Source organism: Bradyrhizobium sp. BR 1432, assembly GCF_051547705.1.
GTDB lineage: Bacteria > Pseudomonadota > Alphaproteobacteria > Rhizobiales > Xanthobacteraceae > Bradyrhizobium > Bradyrhizobium zhanjiangense.
On the sequence record NZ_JBPUGF010000003.1, the window covers coordinates 2,620,572 to 2,645,779 of the forward strand.

A 25,208-nucleotide genomic window follows, 5' to 3' on the forward strand; every position below is an offset into this window, starting at 1 on the left:
CGTGTTTTGGTGGGATTCTCTCTTTCCATTTGTTCCCGCCGGTCTATGAGTTGAAAAACAAGAGAGCGCGCGATGCAAGATACCGCCAGACCGGCGACCAGGGTCCTGATCGTCGACGACCATCCCGTGGTGCTGTCCGGTTGTCGCACCCTGTTCGCCTCCGACCACTCGATCCGTATCGACGAGGCGACCGACGCCAAATCCGGGCATCGCGCCTATGTCAGCAAGCGGCCCGACGTCACCGTGATCGACATCAGCCTGCCTGATGTCTCCGGCTTCGAGCTGATGCGACGCATCCGCAAGGACGATCCGGGCGCCAAGATCATCATGTTCAGCATGAACGACGATCCGGCCTTCGTGGTGCGGGCGGTCGAGCTTGGGGCGCAGGGTTATGTCTCCAAGGGCGACGATCCCAGGATCCTGCTGAAAGCGGTGCGCAAGGTGGTCGCAGGCGACAATTTCATCTCGCCGCAGCTCGCGGAAGCCGTGACGTTTTCCGGTGCGGCGATCAAGGCCAATCCCGCCTCGCAGATGACGCCGCGGGAGCTCGAAATTCTCCGCCTGCTCGGACGCGGCGACAAAATCGTCGAAGTGGCCGAGGCGCTCGGCATCTCCTACAAGACCGTCGCGAACACGACGTCGCTGCTCAAGCAGAAGCTCGGGGCCAAGAACCATTCCGATCTGATCCGGATCGCAGTGGAAATCGGTATGAATTGATCTCCCGCCAACGACCGAACCGGCTGCTCCAGGATGCAGCGGTTCGGTCGACGGATCGGCGTCGCCATCGGCCGGGCAATGCATGGGCGATGGCTGGCACCCTCCGCCGACCCAATCGGTCGCCACGGCATTCGTTCCTCAGGCAGGCCATAGGTTCGGGAAAAACCAGCAATGAGGAGCAAGTCGTTGCTCCTATCCGCGACAGAATGCCCTGAGCACGCCGGGAAAAATAGGAACGTCGTTCGTCGCCTGCCGTTTTGGCTCTTGACGATTTGATTGCAGCTGACGAAAGCTTGGGCGAACAGTTTTAGCGGGTCGGGGGACCCGACGAGGCAAACCGGTCTGCACACAACGACAGACCTTCCAAGAGAAGGGCTGCGGCAATGCCGCAGCCCTTTTTCATTCAGCAACGGGGGCGACCGGAAGCGGTTTCCCGATGCCGCAAAACACTTTATGGTGGCCCAAAGCCGCTGGCTGTTAACAAGTAGTTTCGTAAAATCAAAGGCTTAACGAGCGAGTTCAGGCTCGGTCGGCCTTTGGAGGGCAGTTTGAACTCGTTATATCTCGACCCGGGGCGAGGCCCCCGAACTCGGCTTCTGTGACGTGATGCTGACCGGGCTCGCCCGCGATGGCGGCCTGTATGTGCCGGCCATTTGGCCGCAGCTTTCGGCGCAGGCCATCGCGGGCTTCTTCGGCCGTCCCTATTGGGAAGTCGCGGTCGACGTGATTCGCCCCTTCGCCGGCGGCGAGATCACGGACGCTGAGCTTGGCCGCATGGCCAACGAGGCCTATGCCACCTTCCGACATCCTGCGGTGGTGCCGCTGCGCCAGATGTCGCCGCATCAGTTCGTGCTGGAGCTGTTCCACGGCCCGACGCTCGCCTTCAAGGACGTGGCGATGCAGCTGATCTCGCGGCTGATGGACCATGTGCTCGCCAAGCGCGGCCAGCGCACCACCATCGTGGTCGCGACCTCCGGCGATACCGGCGGCGCCGCGGTCGAAGCCTTTGCTGGTCTGGAGAATGTCGACCTCATCGTGCTGTTCCCGCATGGCCGCATCTCAGAGGTCCAGCAGCGGATGATGACGACGACGGGTGCGGCCAATGTGCACGCGCTCGCCGTCGAAGGCACCTTCGACGACTGCCAGGCGCTCGTGAAGGGGATGTTCAACAACCATCGCTTCCGCGATGCGACCTCGCTGTCCGGCGTCAACTCGATCAACTGGGCGCGTATCGTTGCCCAGGTGGTCTACTATTTCACCTCGGCCGTCGCCGTCGGTGCACCGGCGCGCGCGGTGGATTTCGTCGTGCCGACCGGCAATTTCGGCGACATCTTTGCCGGCTACGTCGCCAAGCGCATGGGGCTGCCGGTGCGCACGCTGCGCATCGCCGCCAACGTCAATGACATCCTGGCCCGCACGCTCAAGACCGGGATCTACGAGGTGCGCGAGGTGCACGCCACGGCGTCGCCGTCGATGGACATCCAGATCTCCTCGAATTTCGAGCGGCTGCTGTTCGAGGCCGGCCAGCGCGATGCGGCCGGTGTGCGTCGCCTGATGGATTCTCTGAAGCAGTCCGGACGCTTCGTGCTGCCCGATGCGACGCTGGCCGCGATCCGCGGGGAGTTCGACGCAGGCCGCGCCGACGAGACCGAAACTGCGGCTGCGATCCGCGCCGCCTGGCGCGAGGCGGGCGAGCTGGTCGATCCCCATACCGCGGTGGCGCTTGCGGTCGCCGACCGCGATACCACCGACACGACTGTCCCGAGCATCGTGCTCTCCACGGCCCATCCGGCCAAATTCCCCGACGCGGTCGAGGCGGCCTGCGGCCAGCGGCCGCAACTGCCCGCCTGGCTCGACGGATTGATGACCAAATCCGAGCACATGAAGGTGATGAAGAACGATCAGGCCGAGGTCGAGCGGTTCGTGCTGTCGGTCAGCCGCGCCGCAAAGCAGGGAGTTGCCGGATGAGCGTCGAGATTTCCAAGCTTGCCTCCGGCCTGACCATCGTCACCGACAAGATGCCCTATCTCGAGACTGCGGCGCTCGGCGTCTGGGCTGGCGTCGGCGGGCGCGACGAGAAGCCGAACGAGCACGGCATCTCGCATCTTCTGGAGCACATGGCGTTCAAGGGCACGACCACGCGCTCCTCGCGCGAGATCGTCGAGGAGATCGAGGCGGTCGGCGGCGACCTCAATGCCGGCACCTCGACCGAGACCACGTCCTATTACGCGCGGGTGCTGAAAGCCGACGTGCCGCTCGCGCTCGACGTGCTCGCCGACATCCTCGCCAATCCCGTTTTCGAGTCGGACGAGCTGGAGCGCGAGAAGAACGTCATCGTGCAGGAGATCGGGGCTGCGCAGGACACCCCCGACGACGTCGTGTTCGAGCATCTGAACGAGCTCTGCTATCCCGACCAGCCGATGGGCCGTTCGCTGCTCGGCACCGCCAAGACGCTGCGCGGCTTCAACCGCGACATGCTCCGCGGCTATCTGTCGACGCATTATCGCGGGCCCGACATGGTGGTGGCCGCCGCCGGCGCGGTCGATCACAAGCAGGTCGTCGTCGAGGTCGAGAAGCGTTTCGCGAGCTTTGAAGCGACGCCGGGACCGAAGCCGCAATCCGCCCAGTTCGGCCAGGGCGGCGCCAAAGTGGTCCACCGCGAGCTCGAGCAGGCGCATCTGACGCTGGCGCTCGAGGGGGTGCCGCAGACCGACCCGTCGCTGTTTTCGCTCCAGGTCTTCACCAACATTCTCGGCGGCGGGATGTCGTCGCGGCTGTTCCAGGAGGTTCGGGAGAAGCGCGGCCTCTGCTACTCCATCTACACCTTCCACGCGCCCTATACCGACACCGGCTTCTTCGGCCTCTACACCGGCACCGATCCCGCCGACGCGCCGGAGATGATGGAGGTCGTGGTCGACATCATGAATGATTCGGTTGAAACCCTGACCGAGGCCGAGATCGCGCGGGCCAAGGCGCAGATGAAGGCGGGCCTGTTGATGGCGCTGGAGAGCTGCTCGTCCCGTGCCGAGCAGCTTGCCCGGCATGTGCTGGCCTATGGCCGGCCGCAGACCGTGCAGGAGCTGGTGGCCCGAATCGACGCCGTCAGCGTCGAATCGACCCGGGATGCCGCGCGTGCGCTGCTTTCGCGCAGCCGCCCTGCGGTTGTCGCATTGGGCAGCGGCAGGGGGCTGGACACGGCGGTGTCTTTTGCGGAAGGATTGACCCGGGCGCGCGCCAAGGCGCGGCTGCATTAGGAGCCGCGCAGGGGCGCCGCCCCCGGAAGCATCACCATGGCCCTCTTTCGCCTGCCATCCAGTGGACCCGCCGCCCTCGTGCCGCGCGGTAACGGGTTGCTGCTGCGCGCTCCGCAGATGTCGGATTTCCTGCAATGGGCTCACTTGCGCGAAACCAGCCGCGACTACCTCACGCCCTGGGAGCCGATCTGGCCCTCGGACGATCTCACCCGGTCCGGCTTCCGCCGCCGTCTGCGCCGCTATTCCGAGGACATCGCCGCGGATCGTTCCTATCCCTTTCTGATCTTTCGCGAGCTCGACGGCGCCATGGTCGGCGGCATCACGCTGGCCAATGTACGGCGCGGCATCGTGCAGGCCGGCACCATCGGCTACTGGATTGGGCAGCCCTACGCCCATCGCGGCTACATGACCGCGGCACTGCGGGTGCTGCTGCCGACGCTGTTCGGCGAGCTCAACCTGCACCGGGTCGAGGCCGCCTGCATCCCCACCAATGCGGCGTCGATCCGGGTGCTGGAGAAGTGCGGCTTCTCCCGCGAGGGGCTGGCGCGCCGCTATCTCTGCATCAACGGGATCTGGCAGGATCACCTGCTGTTCGGCCTGCTGCATGAGGATTTTCGCGGCTGAGCCGCCACCTCCTGCGGCCAAAGTCTTGGTCGCCCCGCCTTGCTTGCTGCCGTAATTTACCTGCCTTGGGTTCGCCGATTTTGGCGATATAACGGCGCGGGCCGGCCTGCGATCGGCCGGAATGCTGTCATGGAGTATGGGTGTCGATGGTGAAGGAGCTTCGGTCATCGCGGAATGCGTTGCGGCGGGGGACGGTGGTCGCGTTGACGTTGTCGATTGCGCTCGCGTCCGTCTCGCCGGTGGCGGCCCAGTCCTTGAGCGACCGCTTCAAGAGCCTGTTCGGCGGCAAGTCCGACGAGCCGGCGCAGCCCAAGCCGGCGCCCGCGCCCGGCCAGCCAGCCGATGACGACGTCGATTGCCCGCAGGTCACCGTGCGCGCCGGCGCCTCCACCTATGCGGTTGGTGCCAGCGGCAAGCCGGCCGTCGGCAATGAGATCCGCTTCCAGGCCACGATTACCAAGATGGCGCGCGAATGCGCCCGGAGCGGCGGCGATATCACCGCCCGGATCGGAATCCAGGGCCGTGTTATCGCCGGCCCGGCCGGCGCGCCTGCGACGGTCGAGGTCCCCTTGCGTATCGCCGTGGTGCAGGGCGGCGTCGGCGAGAAGGTGATTGCGTCGAAGGCCTACCGGACCACGGTCGAGATGTCGGAGGGCGGCAGCGTGCCCTTCACCTTCGTCGCCGAAGATCTGGCCTACCCGATGCCCTCGGCAGCGGTCGCCGATTCCTACATCTTCTATGTCGGCTTCGACCCGCAGGCACTCTCGCCCGAGCCGAAGGGGCGGAAGAGGAAGTAATTGGCTACGACCTCAGCTGTCATTGCCCGCCACCGGATCTCGCCTTCTGCGAGCGCTCCGGCGGGCAATCCAGTAATCCGAGACAGCAAGGTTAGAACCGAGGGGCCGCGGCGTACTGGATCACCCGCCTGCGCGGGTGATGACACCGTAGTTGTTGTCGTGGCGTCGAAAACAAAAAAGCCGGCGCTCATCGCGCCGGCTTTTTGATTGGTGAAGGCGACCCCCCTCAGTTCAGCTTCTGCCGAACCTCGTTGATGCCCTTGGCGAGCAGGTCGTCGGCGACCTGGCCCTTGACCGACTGCGACAGGATCGTCGAGGCGGCCTGGACGGCGGCTTCGGCGGCTGCGGCGCGGACATCGGCCAGCGCCTGGGCCTCGGCGAGCGCGATCTTGCTCTCCGCAGTCTTGGTTCTGCGGGCGACGAAGTCTTCCATCTTCGCCTTGGCGTCGGCCGCGATGCGCTCGGCTTCGGACTTGGCATTGGCGATGATGTCGGCAGCCTCGCGCTCGGCCGCGGCACTGCGCGCCTTGTAGTCGGCGAGCACCTTGGCTGCCTCCTGCTTGAGACGTGCGGCGTCGTCGAGCTCGGCCTTGATGCGGTCGGCACGATGATCGAGCGCGGTCATCGCCGTCTTGAAGATCCCGAGATAGCCGAACACGACCATCAGGATCACGAAGGCGACGGCGACCCAAAATTCAGGTTCGAAGAACATCTCGACTAACCCTTCAAGGACGCATCGACCGCGGCATTGACCGACGCTGCGTCGGGAACGACGCCGGTGAGCTGCTGCACGATCTGGCCTGCCGCATCCGCCGCGATGCCGCGGACGTTGCTCATGGCGGCAGCGCGGGTCGAGGCGATGGTCTTCTCCGCCCCGGCGAGCTTGGCCGCCAATTGCTCTTCCAGAACCTTGCGCGCGGCGTCCGCCTGCGCATTCGCCTTGTCGCGGGATTCGTTGCCGATCGCCTGTGCCCGCGTGCGCGCCGAAGCGAGCTCGCTTTCATAGGCCTTCAGCGCCGCGTCGGACTGGTCCTTCAGCTTCTGCGCTTCGGCGAGGTCGCCCTCGATTTTGTTCTGCCGCGCCTCGATCGCACCGCCGATGCGCGGCAGAGCGAGCTTGGACACGATCACGTAAAGCAGGACGAAGAAGATCGCGAGCGACACCAGCTGTGAAGCAAAGCTGCTGCTCTCGAACGGCGGAAAACCGCCACCGTGGTGACCACCGTCAGCCTCGGTGTGAGCGCCCGCCGCCGGACCTTTTGCGTCGCCATGACTCTCAGCCATGGAGTTCTCCTGTTGCTGTCACGCGCGCCGTCCCATGGACTGGAACGGCGCGAAAAACGTCGTCCTCAGAGCGGAACGAACAGCAGCAGCAGCGCGATCAGCAGCGAGAAGATGCCGAGCGCTTCGGTCACGGCGAAGCCGAAGATCAGGTTGCCGAACTGGCCCTGAGCGGCCGACGGATTGCGAACGGCCGCGGCGAGGTAGTTGCCGAAGATCACGCCCACGCCGACGCCCGCACCGCCCATGCCGATGCACGCGATGCCCGCGCCGATAAGTTTTGCTGCTGCCGGATCCATTTTAAACTCCTTGGAAGAAAGATTGCGTTGTGGGTGGAAATTCCCCGGACCGCTCAGTGTCCCGGATGAATGGCGTCGTTGAGGTAGATGCAGGTCAGGATCGCGAACACGTAAGCCTGGAGGAACGCGACCAGGATCTCGAGCGAGGTCAGCGCGACCGTGAGCGCCAGCGGCAGCACGCCGCCGACCCAGCCGATGGCGCCGAGCGAGAAGCCGAGCATGGCGACGAATCCCGCGAATACCTTCAGCGCGATGTGGCCGGCCAGCATGTTGGCGAAGAGACGGACGCTGTGGGAGACCGGCCGCAGGAAGAACGACAGGACCTCGATGAACATGACCAGCGGCAGGATGTAGATGGGGACGCCGTGGGGAACGAAAATCTTGAAGAATTTCAGGCCGTTCTTGTAGACGCCGTAGATCAGGACGGTGAAGAACACCAGGAGCGCAAGCGCCGCGGTGACGATCAGGTGGCTCGACACCGTGAAGGTGTAGGGGATGATACCCACCAGATTCGAGACGCAGATGAACATGAACAGCGAGAAGATCAGCGGGAAGAACTTCATGCCTTCCGCGCCGGCCGTCGAACGGATGGTCGAGGCGACGAATTCGTAGGAGATTTCTGCGACGGACTGCAGACGCCCGGGAATCAGCTGCGTGCCGCTGGCGAGCATCAGGATCGAGATGATCGCCACGGCCACCAGCATGTAGAGCGACGAATTGGTGAAGGCGATCGTATGATTGCCGATATGGCCCAGAGTGAAGAGAGGCTCGATGTTGAACTGGTGGATCGGGTCGATTTTCATCAGCGCGGCATCTCTTGGTCTGCCGGGCGATGCCGGCGGGTCTCGGTCTGCCGGCCAGGCCGGCCCGTACCGGCGAGCCGGCACGATCATTCCTCTCCTGGGGATCGCTTAAGAACCACCGCGCCTGTTTTGACCCGCGCCCGCCGTTCTCACCACATTCACCACGCCGGCGACGAAGCCCAGCAGCAGGAACACGATAAATCCGAAAGGCGACGTCGACAGCAAGCGGTCGAACCCCCAGCCAATCCCCGCTCCGACAACGACGCCGGCGACCAACTCCGAGGATAACCGGAAACCAAGCGCCATCGCCGAGGCTCTGGCCGCTCCGTCTTCACCGTTACCTGCGGGTTGCTCGGTCTTGCTCCGCCGGTCCCGAAGTTCGGACAACCGCTGATCAAGACTTCCGAGCCGTTCGGAAAGCGCAGCTTCCTCGGACGATCTATCGCGATCTCCATTCTCACCGTGTCCCGTGCCCTGTGTCATGCAACGAAGACCCGAAACGCCGCGGCTGAATGGAAATTACGCCCGCCACCCTCAAAAGCCGCGCGGACCATACTGATGGCCTATAATCAAGTCAAGCCAAGTCACGATTGCGTCGCTTTCTGTTATGTATCTGATTTGATTAATGATATTGGCGCACACAGCAGCGCTGCACACAGCGTGACGCCGCACCGCAGCAGCTCTCCGCATGATCGGCGGATGCAGCCGCCATTTCGCCGCGCTGCCGGGATCAAAGGGACCGTCGCTGTTGTTGATATCGGTGATGCGTTTTGGGCGGCGGATGGCCTCGGCGGAGTATAGAATTGCGAAAGTGCCACCTGCACGTCGTGGCGGAGCGCAAGATGGGACCTGTGACGTCATCCACAACATCATGGTTTGGGGTAGCGACGTTCGCCGTGGTGATGGTCGTCAGCGGCGGCTTCGTCGCCGCGCAATCCGCTCCCGACAGTGAAAACGGCCGCTACAGCATGACGCCGATCCCCGAGGGCGTGTTGCGGCTCGACACCCGCACCGGCACCATGTCGACCTGCACCAAGAACGGCGCCGGCTGGGCTTGCTACGCGGTGCCTGACGAGCGGTCCGCACTCGATGCCGAGATCGGCCGGCTTCAGGCCGAAGTCGAGAAGCTGAAGGGCCAGCTCGCGGCCGGGCCGACGGTATCGGGCAAGATCGACGAGCCGCTGCCGAAATCCGATCCGCTCAAGAAGGTGGAGCCGAAAGGCGCCGAGGGCGAGCGTAAGATCGAGATCCCCCTGCCGAGCGACCAGGATGTCGACCGCGTGATGTCGTTCCTGGAAAGAGCCTGGCGCCGGCTTATCGACATGGCCAACCGCGTGCAGAAGGACGTGTCGGGGAAGATTTGAGGACCCCTTCGCGCGGCCAAAGCATTGAGCTCTTGTAGGGTGGGCAAAGGCGCCTTGCGCCGTGCCCACCATGTTTCCACGACAAGACGTGGGCACGGCGCTTTGCGCCTTTTGCCCACCCTACGGCGCTTCCGGAGGGATTTTTGATGACATCAGGCAAATCGGTAACGCGTTCGGCGCCCTCGTCGGTGCAGGCCGCCACCGTCACATCGTCGCTGCTCACCGTGCAGACGCCGGGTCACGGCTTCACCGATCTGACCAGCGAGGCAGCCAAGTTCATCGCTGAAGCGCACGCGCGCGAGGGCGCGTTGACGCTGTTCATTCGCCACACCTCGGCCTCGCTGACGATTCAGGAGAATGCCGACCCTTCCGTGCTCGCCGATCTCAGCACGGCGCTGTCCCGGCTCGCGCCCGAGAACGCCGGATGGATGCATGACACCGAGGGGCCTGACGACATGCCCGCGCATATCAAGACGATGCTGACGGGTGCCTCGCTTCAGGTCCCGGTCCTGAACGGCAAGCTCGCGCTCGGCACCTGGCAGGCAATCTATCTGATCGAACATCGCAGCCGACCGCATCGGCGCGAGGTCGTGCTGCAGTTCGTCGGCGCGACGTCATAAGCAAAACGGCCGCGGAATCCGCGGCCGTTCGTGTCAGATCGCCGGAGCCTTGGTTCCGGCTGATCTCAACTAGATCTGCTTGATGTCGACATCCTTGGTTTCCGGCAGGAACAGGAAACCGATCACCAGGCTCATCGCGGCAATGGCGACTGGGTACCACAGGCCGGAATAGATGTTCCCGGTAGCAGCCACAATCGCAAACACCGTCGCCGGCAGGAAGCCGCCGAACCAGCCGTTGCCGATGTGGTAGGGCAGCGACATGCCGCTGTAGCGGATTCGGCTCGGGAACAGCTCAACCAGCCAGGCGGCGATCGGCGCGTAGACCAGCGTCACGTAAATCACGAGAATCCAGAGCAGGACCGTCGTCATGACATAGTTCATGTCGTTCGGATCGGCGGAAGCCGGATAGCCATGAGCCTTGATCGCTGCGGGCAAAGCCTTGGCGAAATCGGGCGAGGTGGCCGTGAGCGTCTGCTCGCCGATCTTGACCGTCGCCGCCGTGCCCTTCGGCGCATCTTGGTTCTGGTAGTTCACCGACAAGTTCACCAGTGCGGCCTTGGCGATGTCGCAGCCGGTGGTGAACTTCTCAGTGCCGGTTGCCTTGAACTGGAACGAGCACTCGCTGGGGTCGGCGATCACCGTCACTGGCGAGGCTGCCAGCGCGGCTTCGAGCTTCGGATTGGCGAAGTGGGTGATGCCCTTGAAGATCGGGAAGTAGGTCACCATCGCAAGCAGGAAGCCGGCGAGGATGATCGGCTTGCGGCCGATCTTGTCGGACAAAATTCCGAAGATGATGAAGAAGGGCGTGCCCAGGGCGAGCGCAACCACGATCATGATCTGCGCCGGCACGGCCGGTACCTTCAGGGTCTGGGTGAGGAAGAACAGGGCATAGAACTGTCCGCCGTACCACACCACCGCTTCACCGGCCGTGGCGCCAAACAGCGCCAAGATAGCGATCTTGGCATTGCTCCATTCGCCGAAGGCTTCGGTGAGCGGGCGCTTCGAGGTCTTGCCCTCTTCCTTCATGCGCTGGAACACCGGCGACTCGTTCAGGCTCAAGCGGATCCAGATCGAAACCGCCAGCAGGACGCCGGAGAGCAGGAACGGAATGCGCCAACCCCAATCGCCGAATGCTTCTTCGCCCATCGCGGTGCGGATGCCGAGGATCAGCAGCAGCGCCAGAAACAGACCGAGCGTCGCGGTGGTCTGAATCCACGACGTGTAATAGCCGCGCCGGTTCTGCGGGGCATGTTCGGCAACGTAAGTCGCCGCACCGCCATATTCACCGCCGAGCGCCAGGCCCTGGATCAGGCGCAGACCAATCAGCACGATCGGCGCGGCGAGGCCCCAGCTCGCATAGCCCGGCAGCAGACCGATGAAGAAGGTGCCGACGCCCATCAGCGTCATGGTGACGAGGAACGTGTATTTGCGGCCGATCATGTCGCCGAGCCGGCCGAAGATCAGTGCGCCGAAGGGGCGGACTGCAAAGCCGGCTGCGAAGGCGAGCAGTGCGAAGATGAAGCCGACATTCGGTGGCACGTTTGAGAAGAAGTATTTTGCCAGGAAGGCGCCGAGCGTGCCGTAGATGTAGAAATCGTACCACTCGAAGACGGTGCCAAGTGAAGAGGCGAAAATGACCTTTCGCTCTTCGCCAGTCATGCCTCGGGTGCGGACGGTCCCGTCCGCGGTCGCAGCCATGGTCATCAGTTTTCGCTCCCCAAACGGTTGTTTCGCAACCCGGCTGCTGTCGGAAAGCCGGGCGACCTGATCGTTAAGGTAACATCGCCGTGAAACCCTCCCCAATACGACTTTTGGCCTTGCGCACTGACGCGCAGCTGACGGTGCTGGTATCGGGTGCGGCGCGGCCGGACGAGGTTGTGGATTAACCCCTTTGCAGCAAAGGGATAATGTGCACTTGCATGCCACGGCCGGGCAGGGAAGAATTGACCCGCCGCCGCATCGACTCGCCGGCCGGTCGCGAACGACAGCAAGAGAACGATGAACGCTCCCACGACCCATCTCGTCATTGCCGATGATCATCCCCTGTTCCGCGATGCGCTGCGACAGGCGGTGGCGGGCGTCCTGACTTCGGCCAGGATCGACGAGGCCGGATCGTTCGAGGATCTGACCAAGCTGCTGGAACAGACCTCCGACGTGGATCTGGTCCTGCTCGACCTCTCGATGCCCGGGATCTCCGGCTTTTCCGGCCTGATCTATCTGCGGGCGCAATATCCGGCGATTCCGGTCGTGATCGTCTCGGCCTCTGACGACAGCGCCACGATCCGCCGCTCGCTCGATTTCGGCGCCTCCGGCTTCATCCCGAAGCGGTTCGGCGTCGAGACGCTGCGCGACGCCATTCTCAAGGTGATGGAAGGCGACGTCTGGGTTCCCGCCGACACCGATCTGTCGGCCGCGTCCGACCCCGACATGACCCGCCTGCGCGACCGCCTGGTGACGCTGACGCCGCAACAGGTCCGGGTCCTGATGATGCTGTCGGAGGGTCTCCTCAACAAGCAGATCGCCTACGAGCTCGGCGTCTCCGAGGCCACCATCAAGGCGCACGTCTCGGCCATCCTGCAAAAGCTCGGCGTCGAGAGCCGCACCCAGGCCGTCATTGCCGCCGCGAAGATCGCCGGCGGCCAATGGAAGCAGGGCACTCCGACGGGGTGAGAGCCGCTACAGCGTCGTCAGAAGCGCGCTGGCCGCGCTAATATCCGCCGTTTCGGAGCCCTCGGCAAAGCCCTCGAGGGTCGATTGGAGCAATCGTTTCGCTTCCTCGCGCTGCCCGCGTTCGGCAAATAGCCCGGCAAGATCGATCGCTCCCCGCAGCTCCCAGGCTTTTCCGCCTTGGCGACGGCTCAATTCCAGGGACTGCACAAAATGAGCTTCGGCTTGCTCAGCCCTGGGCTGCGGCAGCGACAAGAGCACGCTGCCCTTCATCCGCAGCAGCTCCGGCATGTAGAGGTGATCGCCGCTTTGCTCGACAAGGCGGATCGCATCGTCGACCAGGCGTGCACTCTGCTCGATCTGTCCGAGTGCCAACAAGCCCTGAACCATCGCGATGTTGAAGGTCGTGGTGAGCAGCTCGTAGCCGGCATCGTGGAGCTCGCGCAGACAAGCCCTGATCGTCTCGACGCCGGCGGCGGCGTTTCCCCGCCGGATTGCCAGCTCGCCTTTGATACCTCGGCCGACCGCGAGGTACGGGCCCATCGAGCGCGATTCAGCGTGTGCGATGAAGCGGTCGATGTTCGCTTCCGCGCCGTCGAGATCTCCGTTCCAGAGGTCGATCGAGACCGCCCAGATCAGCGCGATGCAGAGCGTGATCGGATGATCCATCTGCGCGGCTTCGGTGACCGTCTGCCGCGCCAGCCGCTGCGCCTGCGCGGGCCGGCCCTGCAGCCAAAGCTCTCGTGCGAGCGAAATGCCGGCCCGGTTGCGATGATCGAAGCCGTAGACCGTGCTGATCCGTTCCGTGCCCGGCCCCTGCCAGGCGGCCTCCAGCATCGTCAGCGCATCGCGATGCTCGCCGGCCAGATGCAGCGAGACGCCCAGAAGCGAATGGGCGAGTGCGATCGAAGCCGCATCGCCAAGTGCCTCGGCGACGGCAAGGCTCTGCCGGGCGTAACCGAGCGCGGCGTCGAACTCTCCCATCCGCTCGTGGAAGATATGCATGCGGCCGAGCAGCTGGAGCCGGTTGATCTCGTCGCCGCGCGCCTCCGCGATCGCAAGGCCCCGGCTTAAGGCGGCGCGCGCCGCTTCGCTGCCGCCCCGCGTGAACATCAAGGTGAGGCCGAGGGCAGCCTGGATGTGCATTTCCTCAGTGCTGCCGCGCGAGGAGGGATCGATCGCAAGCAGCGCCCGTTCCGACCAACGCCGGCATTCGATCAGGAGCGACATTGCGAGGAAGATCGGTGCCGCCGCAGCGACGAGCGCAATGCCGATACTGGCGTTGCCGTCCGTGCCGAAGCACCAGTCCAAGGCGGCGCGCACGTTGTGAAGTGCGGAGAAATGGATCGCCCGTTCGTCGGCGCTCGGCACCATGGCCCATGTCGAGCCCGCCTGCTCCAGCCATTGCCGGTAGTAGGTGGCATGACGTGCGGCGAGTTCCGCGTTGTTCGGTTCGATCTCGAGCAAATAGGCGCGCGTGGTGTCGAGCAGGCGGTAGCGCATCATTGCGCCGATCGGTCGCGGCGCGACCATGGACTTGGCGACGAGGCTGTCGATGGCGTCGAACAGGTGGGAGCGATCGACGCGTTCGTCCGGGACGACCTCGAGCGCGGCGTCGATGGTGAAGTGCCCGGCGAACACCGCAAGCCGGCGCAGCACCAGGCGCTCGGTGTCGGACAGGAGCCCGTAGCTCCAGTCCAGGGTCGCCCGCAACGTCTTCTGTCGCGGCGGCGCGGTGCGCTGGCCCTGCCAGAGCAGATTGAGGCGCTCGTCGAGCAGCGTTGCCGTCTGCTCCAGGCCATAGGCTTCGACCCGTCCGGCGGCGAGCTCGATCGCCAGGGCCATGCCGTCGAGCTTGCGGCAGATCCTTGCGATGATCGCGGCATTGGCATCGTCGAGCGCGATCTGCGCGCCGCTGGCGGTGGCGCGTTCGAGGAAGAGTTGAAGTGCGGAATAGGTCCGCGCTGCAGCGACCGTTAGCCCGGAGCCGTCCGGCGGAACGGCGAGCGGCGCCAATCGATAGACCTGCTCGCCCTCGACGCGCAGGGCTTCGCGGCTCGTGGCCAGGATGTGGACATGCGGCGCGGCGTGGAAGATCTCCGCAGCCAGCGGCGCCACAGCGGCGATGACGTGCTCGCAATTATCGAGGATCAGCAGCATCCTCTTGTCGTGGAGATGCGCGAGCAGCGCGGGCAAGGGATCGTCGGTCTGCGCCGGCAAGCCCAGCATCAGCAGGATCGAGGTGATCACGAGATCGGGATCGCTGAGCGCGGCAAGATCGACGAAGTGGGCGGCATCGGCGAAGGTCTCGAGCAGGTCGTGCGCGATCGCGATCGCCACGGCAGTCTTGCCGACGCCGCCGGGGCCGGCGATCGTGACGAAGCGCGAGGCGATGAGTTTGTCCGAGACGGCGGCGATCGCATCGTCGCGTCCGACCATCCGTTGCAGCCGGTTCGGCAGCTTCACCGGCGACAGGCCACCCTGCGGCGCCGGGCGCCGCTCTGCCGGGATAGCGGCCTGCGAGATCGGCGCCACGAAGCAATAACCGCGGCCGGACAGCGTGGTGATGTAGCGTGCGCCGTCCTTGCCGTCGCCGAGCGCCTTACGAAGAGCTGCGATGTGAAAACGCAAACTGGCTTCTTCAACGGTCAGGCCGGGCCACACCAGCGCCATCAAATCCCACTTGCTGACGACCTCGTTCGGCCGCGACATCAGCGCGATCAGCATGTCGAACGCTTTCGCGCCGAGCGGCAGCGCGACGCCGTCGCGCGTCACCAGCCGTTCATGCGGCGTCACGCTGAATGGCCCGAACGATAGGGCTCCCACCGCAGACCCGGCCGGTTCAGTCATGGCGAAATCCTGATCCTTTCCGGGGGACCCGATAGCAGATGGTTGCGATCGGGCAAGGCGTCTCCCTGCATCGGCATCAGACCATGGATGCAGGCCTTTGTGAGGCGCGCGAACTGAGGCCTCACAACTTCTCACAACTCCAAACGGGTGTCATGCGGCAGCCGCTGCTAGTCAGTTGCGCGACGGCAAGGAGAGCTTCATGACGCAAGCGGCAAAATTGCTTTACACGGCCAAGACACACACCAGCGGCGGTCGACACGACGGCATGTCGCGCAGTTCCGACGGTCGCCTCGACGTCAAGCTGTCGCCGCCGGGCAGTGCAGGCATCGGCACCAATCCCGAGCAATTGTTCGCGGCCGGCTGGTCGGCCTGTTTCGAAGGCGCGATGGAGATCGCCGCGCGCAAGCGCAAGATGGATCTTCCCAGGAAATGCGCGATCGATGCGGAGATCGATCTCGTGCTCGACGAGGGCGCGTACTCGCTGAGGGCGCGCCTCAATGTCAGTCTGCCGGGTCTCGATCGCGAGATTGCGCGCGGCATCATCGATGAAGCGCATCAAACCTGCCCCTATTCCAAGGCCGTCCGCGGCAACGTCGACGTCACGGTCGCGCTGATCTGACGCACCATCATCTACCCCAAAGGGAGCACCACCATGAAGCAGATCATCGACCAGCATCGCCGCAAGTTCTTTGGCGTCGCCGCGGGAACCGTCGCCGTCGGACTCGGCGTGATCGATCTCGCTCGCGCCGAGACGGAGGCGCCGCGATCCTCCGCATCGAATGCGTCCTTCGGCAAGATCAAGCAGATCGATGCCGGCGTTCTCAACGTCGGCTATGCGGAGGCGGGTCCCTCCAACGGTCCCGTGGCGATCCTGCTGCACGGCTGGCCCTACGACATTCACGCCTTCGTCGATGTCGCGCCGATCCTGGCAAAGGCTGGCTATCGCGTGATCATCCCGTATCTGCGCGGCTATGGCACGACGCATTTCCTCTCCAGCGAGACGCCGCGCAACGGCGAGCCGGCGGCGATGGCCGCGGACATCATCGCGCTGATGGACAAGCTCGATATCAAGAAGGCCGTTGTCGCCGGCTTCGACTGGGGCGCGCGCACCGCGGACATCATCGCCGCGCTGTGGCCGGACCGCTGCCGCGCGCTGGTGTCGGTCAGCGGCTATCTGATCTCCAGCCAGGCCGCGGGCAACGCACCGTTGCCGCCGCAGGCCGAGCTGCAATGGTGGTATCAGTTCTATTTCGCGACGGAGCGCGGCCGCGCCGGATACGAAAAATACACACATGATTTCGCCAAGCTGATCTGGAAGCTCGCCTCACCGCAGTGGAAGTTCGACGATGCCACCTTCGATCGAAGTGCGGCGGCGCTCGACAACAAGGATCATGTCGCGATCACGATCCACAACTACCGCTGGCGGCTCGGGCTCGCCCAAGGCGAGGCGAAATACGAGCATCTCGAAAAGAAGCTCGCTGCAGCTCCCATCATCGACGTGCCGACGATCACGATGGAAGGCGACGCCAACGGCGCGCCGCATCCCGACCCGAGCGCCTATGCCAAGAAGTTCTCAGGCCGATACGAGTTTCGCCTGATCACCGGCGGCATCGGCCACAATTTGCCGCAGGAAGCACCGCAAGCCTTTGCCAAGGCCGTCATCGAGGCGGACGGCGTCTGAGCATCTGTCAGCATCTCGGTCCAGCCAGGCTGGACCGAGGATCCCCGTCGAACCCAGCTTGATGAAACCTCATGACGCCAACCGAACCTGAAAAGAAGAAGTCTCCCTACGCCACGATGATCGTGCTGGCGATGGTTCTCCTCGTCATTCTCCTGACCTGCGTGCCGTATCTCGTCACGATCGCTTCCGCCGAGGGGCCCGCGACGGCCGACTCCTCGCCGATCTTCGGCGTCACGATTCCACCGGGCTACAAGCAGTGGGAGCTGATCGCGCCGGCCGAAGAGGCGGCGCCGCTCGACGAACTTCGCGCCGTGGTCGGCAACCAGACCGCAATCGACGCCTATCAGGCGGGAACGCTTCCGTTCCCGGACGGCACCATTCTGGTCAAGCGCGCCTGGAAGCGGAAACAGTCCCCCGAGTTTGCGTCCGCGACGATTCCCGGCGCTGCCACGACGGTCCAGGTGATGGTCAAGGACTCCAAAAAATACGCCGCCACCGGCGGCTGGGGGTTTGGCCGTTTCATCGACGGCAAGCCGGTCGACGAGGCCCAGCATCGCACCTGCTTCGCGTGCCATGAAGCGCGCGCCAAAGGACGCGATTACGTCTTCACGCGGCTGGCACCCTAACCGGAAGACCTGCTGGCCCTCGCCAGCAAGGCTGCTTCACTCCGCCGCCACCATCTGCTGCGTGCGCCACTGGCCGAGCAGGGCGCGGAGCGAGGCTGGCTTCACCGGCTTGTTGAGCACGGCGATCCTCTCGTCGCGCGCAGCTATTTGCACGGCGGGACTGCGATCGGCGGTGATCAGGATGGCGGGAATGCCGTCGCCGAAGCGGCGGCGGATGTCGCGGATGGCGGCGATGCCGTTGCCGCGGTCAAGATGATAGTCGACGAGCAGGCCGGTGACGCGCCGTCCGGCGGCTTCGATCGCGGTGATCGCGCCCTCGGGGTCGGCGACCGCGATCACCTCGGCGTCCCAGGCCTTCAATAGCGTGCGCATGCCGTCGAGTATCGCTGCATCGTTCTCGATGCACACGATCAGCGCGCCCGAGATCGGCGTGTGTGCCAGCGGCGTCGCGCTGGTCACGGCCGCGGTGTGGGTGATCGCCTTCGCCGTCGGCACCGTCACCGAAAATACCGAGCCGCCGCTTGCATTGCCGTCGATGGCAATGCCGTGCTTGAGCACGCGCGCCAGCCGCTCGACGATCGAGAGCCCCAGCCCGAGGCCACGCGCGATTCGAGCGCCCTGCTCCAGGCGGTGGAATTCCTTGAAGATCTCGGCGCGCTTGACCGACGGGATGCCGACGCCGGTGTCGTAGACGCAGATCTTGAGCGAGGCGCCGCGGCGGCGGCAGCCGACCAGCACGCGGCCCCGCGGGGTATACTTGATCGCGTTGGAGATCAGGTTCTGGAGCAGGCGCCGCAGCAGGAGCCGGTCCGACTCGACAGGCAGCGAGCAGGGCACGAAGGCGAGCTCAAGGCCCTTGGCGCGCGCGATCGGCGCGAACTCGATCTCCAGCGAGCGCATCAAATCGGCCATCTTGAAGCTCGAGATCGAGGTCGTCATCGCACCGGCATCGAGCCTGGAGATGTCGAGCAGCGCACCGAGGATTTCCTCGATGGCCTGCAGTGACTCGTCGATGTTCTCGACCAGCCGGGTCTCCTCGCCATTGTGCTGGCGCTCGACAAGGCTGGTGATGTAGAGCCGCGCCGCGTTCAACGGCTGGAGAATGTCGTGGCTGGCGGCGGCGAGGAAGCGCGTCTTGGAGATGCTGGCATCCTCCGCCGCGCTCTTGGCCAGCGCCAGCTCCGAGTTCAGCCGCGTCAATTCCTCGGTGCGGTCGCGGACGCGCTTTTCCAGCGTCGCATTGGCACGCTCCAGCGCTTCCGCCGCCTCGAAGGTGGGCGTGACGTCGGTGAAGGTGATGACGAAGCCGCCGCCGGGCATGCGGTTGGTGAGCACCTCGATCACCATGTGGCGTTCCGGCAGGCGTTCGAGATACGGCTCGCTGTCGGTGGTATAGGCGACCAGCCGCTGTTCGATCATCGCCTCGCGGTCGCCCGGCTCGGGCGGATCGCTCACGCCCATGAATTCCAGGATTTCACGCAAGGGCGTACCGAACTGGATGAAATGCGGGGGGACGTTGAGCAGATCGCCGAACTGCCGGTTGGAGCAGATCAGTTGCAGATCGGCATCGAACACCGCGATGCCCTGGCGCACATGGTTGAGCGCGGTCTGGAGGATCTCGCGGTTGAAATGCAGCGCCGCATGAGAATCGTCGAGCAGCTTTAGCGCCGCCTTGGCCGACACGGTTCGTTTGCGCAGGAGCAGCGACATCACGAGCCGCGAGGACGCGGCTCCGATCGAGGACGCGATCAGGTGCTCGGCGTGCTGCAACAGTTCGAAATCGGCGGGCGCCCCGGACTCCAGCCGGACATTGCGCCGCGCCGAGAAGGCCTCGAACGAATGGCGGGCGCGGTCGGGCCCGAGATATTGCGCCACCGTGGTCTGGATATCCTGCACGGTGACGGTGGTGCGCCAGCGGCGGAAGCTCGGGGAGATTGGCGCGAGCGTGTTGGGGACAAACAGGTCGGCTTGCACCAGCTCGATCGAAGACGGCCGGCGCGCCAGCGACAGCAGCACATAGGTGAGGATGTTGAGCGACAGCGACCAGATGACGCCGTGCATCAGCGGCGGCAGATCGGCGCCGAACAGCGCCTGTGGCCGCAGCGCCTCGATTCCGAACGGTCCGTGCTGGAGCAGCAGGATGCCCGTCGTCGAGGTATCCATGAAGCTCGGAATGAACAGCGTGTAGAGCCACACCACGAAGCCGACCAGCATCCCGCCGATCGCGCCGCGCGCCGTCGCCCGCCGCCACAGCAGCCCGCCGAAGAAGCTTGGTGCAAGCTGGGCGATGGCGGCAAACGACAACAGGCCGATCGCTGCGAGCTGGGTGTTGCCGAGCGCGCGATAGTAGAAATAGGCCATCACCATGATGGCGAAGATCGCAAGTCGCCGCGAGCGCAGCAGGAAATCGCTGAAATCGGCGCCGCCGGTTCGTCCCTCCGGCCGTCGTTGCAGCACCAAGGGCACCACGAGGTCGTTCGAGACCATGATGGAGAGCGCGACGCATTCGACGATCACCATGGCGGTCGCCGCCGACAGTCCGCCGACGAACACGGCGACGCTGAGCAGATTCGCGCCGCCCTCAATCGGTAGGGCCAGCACATACATATCGGGGTCGGCCGTGCCGAACGGGAAGCTGACGAGGCCGGCCAGCGCGATCGGGATCACGAACAGATTGATGGCGACGAGATAGAGCGGGAACAGCCAGCGCGCGCGGCCGACCTCGGCGTCGGACGAATTTTCCACGACGCTGACGTGGAACTGGCGCGGCAGCATCATGATCGCGCACAGCGACAGCAGCGTCATGGTCAGGAAGTTGCCGATCGACGGCGAGTAGTTGATGGCGCGCACCGCCTCCGGCGTCTTCATGGCGCGCTCGATCAGTTCCTGCGGCGAGAACATCCAGAAGGTGACGAAGATGCCGGCGGCCAGGAAAGCGACCAGCTTGACGATGGACTCGGTCGCAACCGCCAGCATCAGGCCGTGCTGGTGCTCGGTGGCGTCGGTATGGCGGGTGCCGAACAACACCGCGAAGGCCGCCATCGCCAGTGTCACCATCAGCGCCATGTCGCCGAGGATCGGGATGTGGGAGAAGGCTTGGTCTTCGCTCAGGATCGTGCCGAGCGAGGAGGCGACCGCCTTGAGCTGGAGCGCGATATAGGGCACCGAGCCGATGATGGCGATCAGCGCCACGGTGGCTGCCACCGCCTGGCTCTTGCCGTAGCGCGCGCCGATGAAATCGGCGATCGAGGTGATGTTGTGGGCTTTGGCGAGCTGGATCACGCGCCGAAGCACGCCGGCGCCGAGCCCGATCATCAGGATCGGACCGAGATAGATCGCCAGGAAGTCGGTCGAGGTGCGGGTGGCGAAGCCGACCGAGCCGAAGAAGGTCCAGGAGGTGCAGTAGATCGCCAGCGACAGCGGGTAGATCAGCCCGGAGGCGCGGCCAGGCCCGGCCGGCGAACGGCGGTCGCCGTGGCTCGCCACCAGGAACAGAAAGCCGATGTAGCCGAAGGCGGCGGCGATCACGCCCCAGTCGTGCAGCATGGCGAGCGCGCTTCTCCCTGGGCGCTGGCAGCGCCCGCTCTCATTTTCCCAGCAAATCTAGCGCGTTGAGAGGTCGCAAGCGACAGCGAAATGCCCGGTGGGGCCGGGAACTGGGGTTGTCGTTAAGCCTTAGCGCCAGCGGCCGGCCCTCACCCTCCCCTGGAGGGGGAGGGTCGATCGCGCGCAGCGCGAGCGGGGTGGGGTGATCTTTCCACACGGGCAGCGTTCGAGGTGGAGAGACCGTCACCCCACCCCGTCTCACATTTCGCTGCGCTCAATGTGCGCCGACCCTCCCCCTTCAGGGGAGGGTGAAAGGAGCGCCTACTCCGCCGCCAGCGACTTCTGGCGCAGCGGCAGGCCGAGACGATCCCACACTTGCAGCAGAGCCTCGGCCAGCTGATCGATCAGGCCGTCGTCGTGATAGGGCGAGGGCGTGATGCGCAGCCGTTCGGAGCCCTTGGCGACGGTCGGATAGTTGATCGGCTGGATGTAGATACCGTGCTCTTCGAGCAGGAGGTCGGACGCCTGCTTGCACTTCTCGGGATCGCCGACGAACAGCGGCACGATATGGGTGTCGCTCGACATCACCGGCAGGCCGGCGGCATTGAGGATCGCCTTGACGCGGGCGGCGCGGTCCTGGTGGCGCTCACGCTCCCAGTTCGAGGTCTTCAGATGCTTGATCGCGGCGGTCGCGGCCGAGCAGATCGCCGGCGGCAGCGCGGTGGTGAAAATGAAGCCCGGCGCATAGGAGCGCACGGCATCGATGACTTGGCCGTTGGCGGCGATGTAGCCGCCGAGGCAGCCGAAGGCTTTCGCCAGGGTGCCTTCCAGAACGTCGATGCGATGCATGACGCCGTCACGCTCGGCGATGCCGCCGCCGCGCGGGCCGTACATGCCGACCGCATGGACCTCGTCGACATAGGTCATCGCGCCATATTTCTCGGCGAGGTCGCAGATCTTGGCGAGCGGGGCGACGTCGCCGTCCATGGAATAGAGGCTCTCGCAGACAATCAGCTTCGGCCGATTCGGGTCGGCCGCCTTCAACAGCTCCTCGAGATGCGCCAGATCGTTGTGGCGGAACACGACCCGCTCGCAGCCGGAATGGCGGATGCCCTCGATCATCGAATTGTGGTTGAGCTCATCCGACAGAATGAGGCAGTTCGGAATGAGTTTTGCGATGGTGGCGATGCCGGTCTGGTTCGAGACATAGCCCGAGGTGAACAGCAGCGCGGCTTCCTTGCCGTGGAGATCGGCGAGTTCGGCCTCGAGCTGCACCAGCGGATGATGCGTGCCGGCGATGTTGCGGGTGCCGCCGGCGCCGGTGCCGACGCGGGTTGCGGTCTCGACCATGGCGCCGACCACCTTCGGGTGCTGGCCCATGCCGAGATAATCGTTGGAGCACCAGATCACGACGTCGCGCTTGCCCTTGGGCGAATGCCAGACCGCGTGCGGGAACCGGCCGGCCGTTCGTTCGAGATCGGCGAACACGCGGTAACGCCGCTCGGTATGGAGACGGTCGAGGGCGGAACTGAAGAACTCGTTGTAATCCATCGGCAAAACCTGCAGCGGAACCTGGCCCAAGGCGGCCGTCCAATTTTTAGAGCTTTTCCAGCTCCGATGTCCATGCGCCTGCGCACATTTGCGGCGAGGCGGGCGTGCCAATTGATAACGCCGGTCCGGCGGCGATCGTTGATTTGGATCAACCGCCTAGCACAGGCCTGCCGGCCGGGACTGGCGCCGGGGGAGGGCGGGGGCTGCCATGGACATTTTGTCCATGACGCGCGCTCCGTCCATGATTGGGGAGCCGGTCGCGCCGACGCCATAGCCTCGTCCCGGGGCAGGGCGCGTGTCGGTCGTGCCGACAGCTCATGCGAAAGGACGCCCCGATGAAACGTGTGATGATCCTCAACGGTCCCAACCTGAACCTGCTCGGCGTGCGCGAGCCGCACATCTACGGCACGACGACGCTGGCGCAGATCAACGCGAGCTGCGAGGCGGCCGCCGCAGAGCTAGGGCTCAAGTTGGCCTTCCACCAGTCCAACCATGAGGGCGTGCTCGTCGATTGGATTCAATCGGCGCGGCAGGATGCCGAGGCCATCATCATCAATCCCGCCGGCTTTTCCTTCACCTCGGTGGCGATCATGGACGCGATCAAGATATTCGAAGGCCCGGTGCTGGAAGTCCACATCTCCAACATCCACGCCCGCGACGAATACCACCGCCACTCCAAGATCTCGTTCGTGGCGACCGGGGTGATCTGTGGCCTCGGACCATTCGGCTACATCGCGGCGCTGCACGCGATCGCGAATATGAAGTGAGGTGAGCGGCTAATTGCGTGCGCTGATCGCCTGATGGGCGCGCGCTGCGGATTTGCGTACATGCCCGTCGTCATCGTTCGTCAGTGACGCCAACGCGGGCAGGACATCTGGGTCGCCGAAAGTCTCGGCGATCTCGCAAGCCCACGACCGGTGCCGGGGGAGCTGATCTCCGGAAAAGGCACCGAACAGCCGTCGCCAATCGCCCGCGGTGGCGTTCTGCCGCAAAGTCCACGCGGCTTCTTTCCGGACGCTGATCACCGGATCGCGGCTGTAGAGATCGAACGCAGCCTGGAAATCTGTCTCGCGCCAGATCTCCGCAAGGGCGCGGAGCGCGCACTCGCGCGTCGACGCTTCCGCTTCCCTCAGGAGCGGCAGCAAGGGATCATGAGCTTCGGCGAGCTTCCAATGCTCGACGATGCCGCAGGCGGTGCGCCTGACGTAATCCGACGGGTCGGAAAAGGCAGCAATGACAATCACGCGGAGTTCGGGTCCGCGCTTGTGCTGTCCAATGACCTCGATTGCGGTCCGCCGCACGAAGGCATCGCGCGCCGCCGCCAGAGTCCGAAGCTCGTTCAGTGCCTCGTCGTCGTCGCGCAAAACTAGGCTGCGGATGGCCTCATGGGACATCGGCGGCCCAGCGCTCACGTCGTCCGGAATTGTAGCACGCCGCCCTGCGTCTCCGCCGTCAGCCGGCCCTCGACGATCATGTAGTTGACATGGGCGACCAGTTCGCCGGCGGCAAAGCCCATTTGGTGCTCGTCCAGCACATGCTTGTTGAACACCACGGGCACCAAGGCGCGCGAGGTCTGCGCCACCTCGCGGCAGGCCTCCGCGATCAGGCGGCAGCGCTCCTCGTGGTGATCGGCGAGCTGCTTGATGCGGGTCTTGAGCCCGTAGAACGGCACGCCGTGGCCAGGCAGCACCAGCACGTCATAGGGGAGCGTCGTGGTGAGGCTGGCGAGCGAGGCCAGATATTCGCCGAGCGAGTTCTGGTCGGGTTCGACCGCCCAGACGCTGACATTCGGCGAGATCTTGCTCAGCACCTGATCGGCGGAGAGGAACAGCTTGTCATCGGCGCAATAGAGCATCACCTGGTCGAGTGCGTGGCCGCCGCCGGTGATCACCTTGAAGCGGCGCGAACCGATCACGACGTCGTCGCCGTGGGAGATGCGGCGGTAGGACGGCGGCAGCACCGAGACGCGCTTGAGATAATCCTGGCCGCGTCCGAGCAGTTTTTCGGTGAGCGATTCGTCCATGCCGTGGCGGCGGAAGAACAGCCGCTGCGCCTCGCGCCGCTCCTCGGTGCCGCGGTTCTGGTGATAGACCGATTGCAGATATTCGACCTGCGACATCACCAGCGGGCAGTTGAACCGTTCGACGATCCACCCGGCGAGACCGACATGATCAGGATGCGAGTGGGTGACGATCAGGCGCGTGATGTTGACGCCCTTCAGCGGCCCGTCGAACAGTTTTCTCCAGGCCTCGATCGTCTCCTCGTTGCCGAAACCGGCATCGATCATCGCATAGCCGTCGCCATCGGCGAGCAGGTAGATGTTCACGTGGTTGAGGCGGAACGGCAGCTTCAGCCGCGCCCACAGCACACCGGGCCGCACCTCGACCACTTCTTCGGGGCCGGGATGCTGTTCCCAGGGGTAACGCAGAGCCTCGGCCGAGGAATGCGCGGTGTCGGTTTTCGAGTTCATGCTACCGGCTTAAACCCAGCGCGGGCGGGGCGCCAGCCGAAAAAGGACGCGAGGCGGC

At 64.8% G+C, this 25,208-nt stretch carries 24 protein-coding genes; 13 read left to right on the plus strand and 11 right to left on the minus strand.

The window, feature by feature from the left end; genetic code table 11:
• Positions 1-72 precede the first annotated feature (72 nt).
• The 5 genes from ACSKB8_RS12510 to ACSKB8_RS12530 all read left to right on the plus strand — a co-directional run bounded on the left by ACSKB8_RS12510 (position 73) and on the right by ACSKB8_RS12530 (position 5,392).
• On the plus strand, positions 73-717 hold the full coding sequence (locus tag ACSKB8_RS12510; protein WP_091885239.1) for a response regulator transcription factor: 645 nt from the start codon (positions 73-75) through the stop codon (positions 715-717).
• Positions 718-1,323: 606 nt separating this feature from the next.
• Entirely contained in the window at positions 1,324-2,685 is a 1,362-nt protein-coding gene (gene thrC, locus ACSKB8_RS12515; protein WP_438104374.1) for a threonine synthase, read from the plus strand.
• Positions 2,682-3,971: a M16 family metallopeptidase gene (locus ACSKB8_RS12520; protein ID WP_438104375.1), complete on the plus strand. Its 1,290-nt coding sequence runs from the start codon at positions 2,682-2,684 to the stop codon at positions 3,969-3,971. The genes thrC and ACSKB8_RS12520 overlap by 4 nt, the downstream gene beginning before the upstream one ends.
• Positions 3,972-4,007: 36 nt before the next feature.
• Positions 4,008-4,595, plus strand: coding sequence for a GNAT family N-acetyltransferase (locus ACSKB8_RS12525; protein WP_438104377.1), 588 nt, complete (start codon positions 4,008-4,010; stop codon positions 4,593-4,595).
• Positions 4,596-4,741: 146 nt separating this feature from the next.
• Positions 4,742-5,392, plus strand: coding sequence for a hypothetical protein (locus tag ACSKB8_RS12530; RefSeq protein ID WP_438110509.1), 651 nt, complete (start codon positions 4,742-4,744; stop codon positions 5,390-5,392).
• Between the two features lie 226 nt (positions 5,393-5,618).
• On the opposite strand, the gene ACSKB8_RS12535 is transcribed toward ACSKB8_RS12530, so the two are convergent.
• The 5 genes from ACSKB8_RS12535 to ACSKB8_RS12555 all read right to left on the minus strand — a co-directional run bounded on the left by ACSKB8_RS12535 (position 5,619) and on the right by ACSKB8_RS12555 (position 8,258).
• Positions 5,619-6,104 (minus strand): F0F1 ATP synthase subunit B family protein, encoded by a 486-nt coding sequence (locus tag ACSKB8_RS12535; RefSeq protein ID WP_091885253.1) that lies wholly within the window; start codon positions 6,102-6,104, stop codon positions 5,619-5,621.
• 5 nt (positions 6,105-6,109) lie between these two features.
• Entirely contained in the window at positions 6,110-6,676 is a 567-nt protein-coding gene (locus ACSKB8_RS12540) for a F0F1 ATP synthase subunit B family protein (protein ID WP_091885256.1), read from the minus strand.
• 65 nt (positions 6,677-6,741) lie between these two features.
• Positions 6,742-6,972 carry a F0F1 ATP synthase subunit C gene (locus ACSKB8_RS12545; protein ID WP_007599451.1) on the minus strand — a complete coding sequence of 77 codons (231 nt, stop codon included), beginning with the start codon at positions 6,970-6,972 and terminating at the stop codon, positions 6,742-6,744.
• 53 nt (positions 6,973-7,025) lie between these two features.
• On the minus strand, positions 7,026-7,775 hold the full coding sequence (locus tag ACSKB8_RS12550) for a F0F1 ATP synthase subunit A (protein WP_091885258.1): 750 nt from the start codon (positions 7,773-7,775) through the stop codon (positions 7,026-7,028).
• Positions 7,776-7,883: 108 nt separating this feature from the next.
• A complete protein-coding gene (locus ACSKB8_RS12555) occupies positions 7,884-8,258 on the minus strand; it encodes an AtpZ/AtpI family protein (protein WP_370987822.1) in 375 nt (124 codons plus the stop codon).
• 75 nt (positions 8,259-8,333) lie between these two features.
• Between ACSKB8_RS12555 and ACSKB8_RS12560 the strand changes: the two genes are divergently transcribed.
• The 3 genes from ACSKB8_RS12560 to ACSKB8_RS12570 all read left to right on the plus strand — a co-directional run bounded on the left by ACSKB8_RS12560 (position 8,334) and on the right by ACSKB8_RS12570 (position 9,759).
• Complete coding sequence (locus ACSKB8_RS12560) at positions 8,334-8,576, plus strand: hypothetical protein (RefSeq protein ID WP_438104384.1); 243 nt, start codon at positions 8,334-8,336, stop codon at positions 8,574-8,576.
• A 41-nt stretch (positions 8,577-8,617) separates the two neighbouring features.
• Positions 8,618-9,139: a hypothetical protein gene (locus ACSKB8_RS12565; protein ID WP_438110510.1), complete on the plus strand. Its 522-nt coding sequence runs from the start codon at positions 8,618-8,620 to the stop codon at positions 9,137-9,139.
• Positions 9,140-9,285: 146 nt separating this feature from the next.
• A complete protein-coding gene (locus ACSKB8_RS12570; protein WP_438104386.1) occupies positions 9,286-9,759 on the plus strand; it encodes a secondary thiamine-phosphate synthase enzyme YjbQ in 474 nt (157 codons plus the stop codon).
• Positions 9,760-9,828: 69 nt separating this feature from the next.
• Here the strand turns inward: ACSKB8_RS12570 and ACSKB8_RS12575 are convergent, their stop codons facing one another.
• Positions 9,829-11,418 (minus strand): MFS transporter, encoded by a 1,590-nt coding sequence (locus tag ACSKB8_RS12575; RefSeq protein WP_438110512.1) that lies wholly within the window; start codon positions 11,416-11,418, stop codon positions 9,829-9,831.
• 339 nt (positions 11,419-11,757) lie between these two features.
• On the opposite strand from ACSKB8_RS12575, the gene ACSKB8_RS12580 reads away from it, so the two are divergent.
• Positions 11,758-12,429 (plus strand): response regulator, encoded by a 672-nt coding sequence (locus ACSKB8_RS12580; RefSeq protein ID WP_091885267.1) that lies wholly within the window; start codon positions 11,758-11,760, stop codon positions 12,427-12,429.
• Positions 12,430-12,435: 6 nt separating this feature from the next.
• On the opposite strand, the gene ACSKB8_RS12585 is transcribed toward ACSKB8_RS12580, so the two are convergent.
• Entirely contained in the window at positions 12,436-15,276 is a 2,841-nt protein-coding gene (locus ACSKB8_RS12585) for an ATP-binding protein (protein ID WP_438104387.1), read from the minus strand.
• 199 nt (positions 15,277-15,475) lie between these two features.
• Between ACSKB8_RS12585 and ACSKB8_RS12590 the strand changes: the two genes are divergently transcribed.
• The 3 genes from ACSKB8_RS12590 to ACSKB8_RS12600 all read left to right on the plus strand — a co-directional run bounded on the left by ACSKB8_RS12590 (position 15,476) and on the right by ACSKB8_RS12600 (position 17,583).
• Positions 15,476-15,895: an organic hydroperoxide resistance protein gene (locus ACSKB8_RS12590; RefSeq protein WP_438104389.1), complete on the plus strand. Its 420-nt coding sequence runs from the start codon at positions 15,476-15,478 to the stop codon at positions 15,893-15,895.
• 33 nt (positions 15,896-15,928) lie between these two features.
• On the plus strand, positions 15,929-16,957 hold the full coding sequence (locus ACSKB8_RS12595; RefSeq protein WP_438104391.1) for an alpha/beta fold hydrolase: 1,029 nt from the start codon (positions 15,929-15,931) through the stop codon (positions 16,955-16,957).
• Positions 16,958-17,028: 71 nt separating this feature from the next.
• On the plus strand, positions 17,029-17,583 hold the full coding sequence (locus tag ACSKB8_RS12600) for a cytochrome P460 family protein (RefSeq protein WP_438104393.1): 555 nt from the start codon (positions 17,029-17,031) through the stop codon (positions 17,581-17,583).
• 36 nt (positions 17,584-17,619) lie between these two features.
• Here the strand turns inward: ACSKB8_RS12600 and ACSKB8_RS12605 are convergent, their stop codons facing one another.
• A complete protein-coding gene (locus tag ACSKB8_RS12605) occupies positions 17,620-21,129 on the minus strand; it encodes a PAS domain-containing hybrid sensor histidine kinase/response regulator (protein WP_438104394.1) in 3,510 nt (1,169 codons plus the stop codon).
• Positions 21,130-21,450: 321 nt separating this feature from the next.
• Entirely contained in the window at positions 21,451-22,680 is a 1,230-nt protein-coding gene (gene hemA / locus ACSKB8_RS12610; RefSeq protein WP_438104396.1) for a 5-aminolevulinate synthase, read from the minus strand.
• Between the two features lie 335 nt (positions 22,681-23,015).
• On the opposite strand from hemA, the gene aroQ reads away from it, so the two are divergent.
• Positions 23,016-23,447 carry a type II 3-dehydroquinate dehydratase gene (aroQ, locus tag ACSKB8_RS12615; protein ID WP_438104398.1) on the plus strand — a complete coding sequence of 144 codons (432 nt, stop codon included), beginning with the start codon at positions 23,016-23,018 and terminating at the stop codon, positions 23,445-23,447.
• 9 nt (positions 23,448-23,456) lie between these two features.
• On the opposite strand, the gene ACSKB8_RS12620 is transcribed toward aroQ, so the two are convergent.
• Positions 23,457-24,074 carry a HEAT repeat domain-containing protein gene (locus ACSKB8_RS12620; protein WP_438104400.1) on the minus strand — a complete coding sequence of 206 codons (618 nt, stop codon included), beginning with the start codon at positions 24,072-24,074 and terminating at the stop codon, positions 23,457-23,459.
• Positions 24,075-24,088: 14 nt separating this feature from the next.
• Complete coding sequence (locus ACSKB8_RS12625; protein ID WP_438104402.1) at positions 24,089-25,150, minus strand: MBL fold metallo-hydrolase; 1,062 nt, start codon at positions 25,148-25,150, stop codon at positions 24,089-24,091.
• Positions 25,151-25,208: the final 58 nt, after the last annotated feature.

Bases quoted from the DNA above. Each gene is read 5' to 3' on its own strand.
- ACSKB8_RS12580 (WP_091885267.1), top strand. From the start codon at position 11,758: ATGAACGCTCCCACGACCCATCTCGTCATTGCCGATGATCATCCCCTG.
- ACSKB8_RS12560 (WP_438104384.1), top strand. From the start codon at position 8,334: ATGGCCTATAATCAAGTCAAGCCAAGTCACGATTGCGTCGCTTTCTGT.
- ACSKB8_RS12565 (WP_438110510.1), top strand. From the start codon at position 8,618: ATGGGACCTGTGACGTCATCCACAACATCATGGTTTGGGGTAGCGACG.
- thrC (WP_438104374.1), top strand. From the start codon at position 1,324: ATGCTGACCGGGCTCGCCCGCGATGGCGGCCTGTATGTGCCGGCCATT.
- ACSKB8_RS12590 (WP_438104389.1), top strand. From the start codon at position 15,476: ATGACGCAAGCGGCAAAATTGCTTTACACGGCCAAGACACACACCAGC.
- ACSKB8_RS12570 (WP_438104386.1), top strand. From the start codon at position 9,286: ATGACATCAGGCAAATCGGTAACGCGTTCGGCGCCCTCGTCGGTGCAG.
- ACSKB8_RS12510 (WP_091885239.1), top strand. From the start codon at position 73: ATGCAAGATACCGCCAGACCGGCGACCAGGGTCCTGATCGTCGACGAC.
- ACSKB8_RS12555 (WP_370987822.1), bottom strand. From the start codon at position 8,258: ATGACACAGGGCACGGGACACGGTGAGAATGGAGATCGCGATAGATCG.
- ACSKB8_RS12545 (WP_007599451.1), bottom strand. From the start codon at position 6,972: ATGGATCCGGCAGCAGCAAAACTTATCGGCGCGGGCATCGCGTGCATC.
- ACSKB8_RS12530 (WP_438110509.1), top strand. From the start codon at position 4,742: ATGGTGAAGGAGCTTCGGTCATCGCGGAATGCGTTGCGGCGGGGGACG.
- ACSKB8_RS12605 (WP_438104394.1), bottom strand. From the start codon at position 21,129: ATGCTGCACGACTGGGGCGTGATCGCCGCCGCCTTCGGCTACATCGGC.
- ACSKB8_RS12595 (WP_438104391.1), top strand. From the start codon at position 15,929: ATGAAGCAGATCATCGACCAGCATCGCCGCAAGTTCTTTGGCGTCGCC.
- ACSKB8_RS12550 (WP_091885258.1), bottom strand. From the start codon at position 7,775: ATGAAAATCGACCCGATCCACCAGTTCAACATCGAGCCTCTCTTCACT.
- ACSKB8_RS12625 (WP_438104402.1), bottom strand. From the start codon at position 25,150: ATGAACTCGAAAACCGACACCGCGCATTCCTCGGCCGAGGCTCTGCGT.
- ACSKB8_RS12620 (WP_438104400.1), bottom strand. From the start codon at position 24,074: ATGTCCCATGAGGCCATCCGCAGCCTAGTTTTGCGCGACGACGACGAG.
- ACSKB8_RS12535 (WP_091885253.1), bottom strand. From the start codon at position 6,104: ATGTTCTTCGAACCTGAATTTTGGGTCGCCGTCGCCTTCGTGATCCTG.
- ACSKB8_RS12525 (WP_438104377.1), top strand. From the start codon at position 4,008: ATGGCCCTCTTTCGCCTGCCATCCAGTGGACCCGCCGCCCTCGTGCCG.
- ACSKB8_RS12575 (WP_438110512.1), bottom strand. From the start codon at position 11,418: ATGACTGGCGAAGAGCGAAAGGTCATTTTCGCCTCTTCACTTGGCACC.
- ACSKB8_RS12585 (WP_438104387.1), bottom strand. From the start codon at position 15,276: ATGACTGAACCGGCCGGGTCTGCGGTGGGAGCCCTATCGTTCGGGCCA.
- aroQ (WP_438104398.1), top strand. From the start codon at position 23,016: ATGAAACGTGTGATGATCCTCAACGGTCCCAACCTGAACCTGCTCGGC.
- ACSKB8_RS12540 (WP_091885256.1), bottom strand. From the start codon at position 6,676: ATGGCTGAGAGTCATGGCGACGCAAAAGGTCCGGCGGCGGGCGCTCAC.
- hemA (WP_438104396.1), bottom strand. From the start codon at position 22,680: ATGGATTACAACGAGTTCTTCAGTTCCGCCCTCGACCGTCTCCATACC.
- ACSKB8_RS12520 (WP_438104375.1), top strand. From the start codon at position 2,682: ATGAGCGTCGAGATTTCCAAGCTTGCCTCCGGCCTGACCATCGTCACC.
- ACSKB8_RS12600 (WP_438104393.1), top strand. From the start codon at position 17,029: ATGACGCCAACCGAACCTGAAAAGAAGAAGTCTCCCTACGCCACGATG.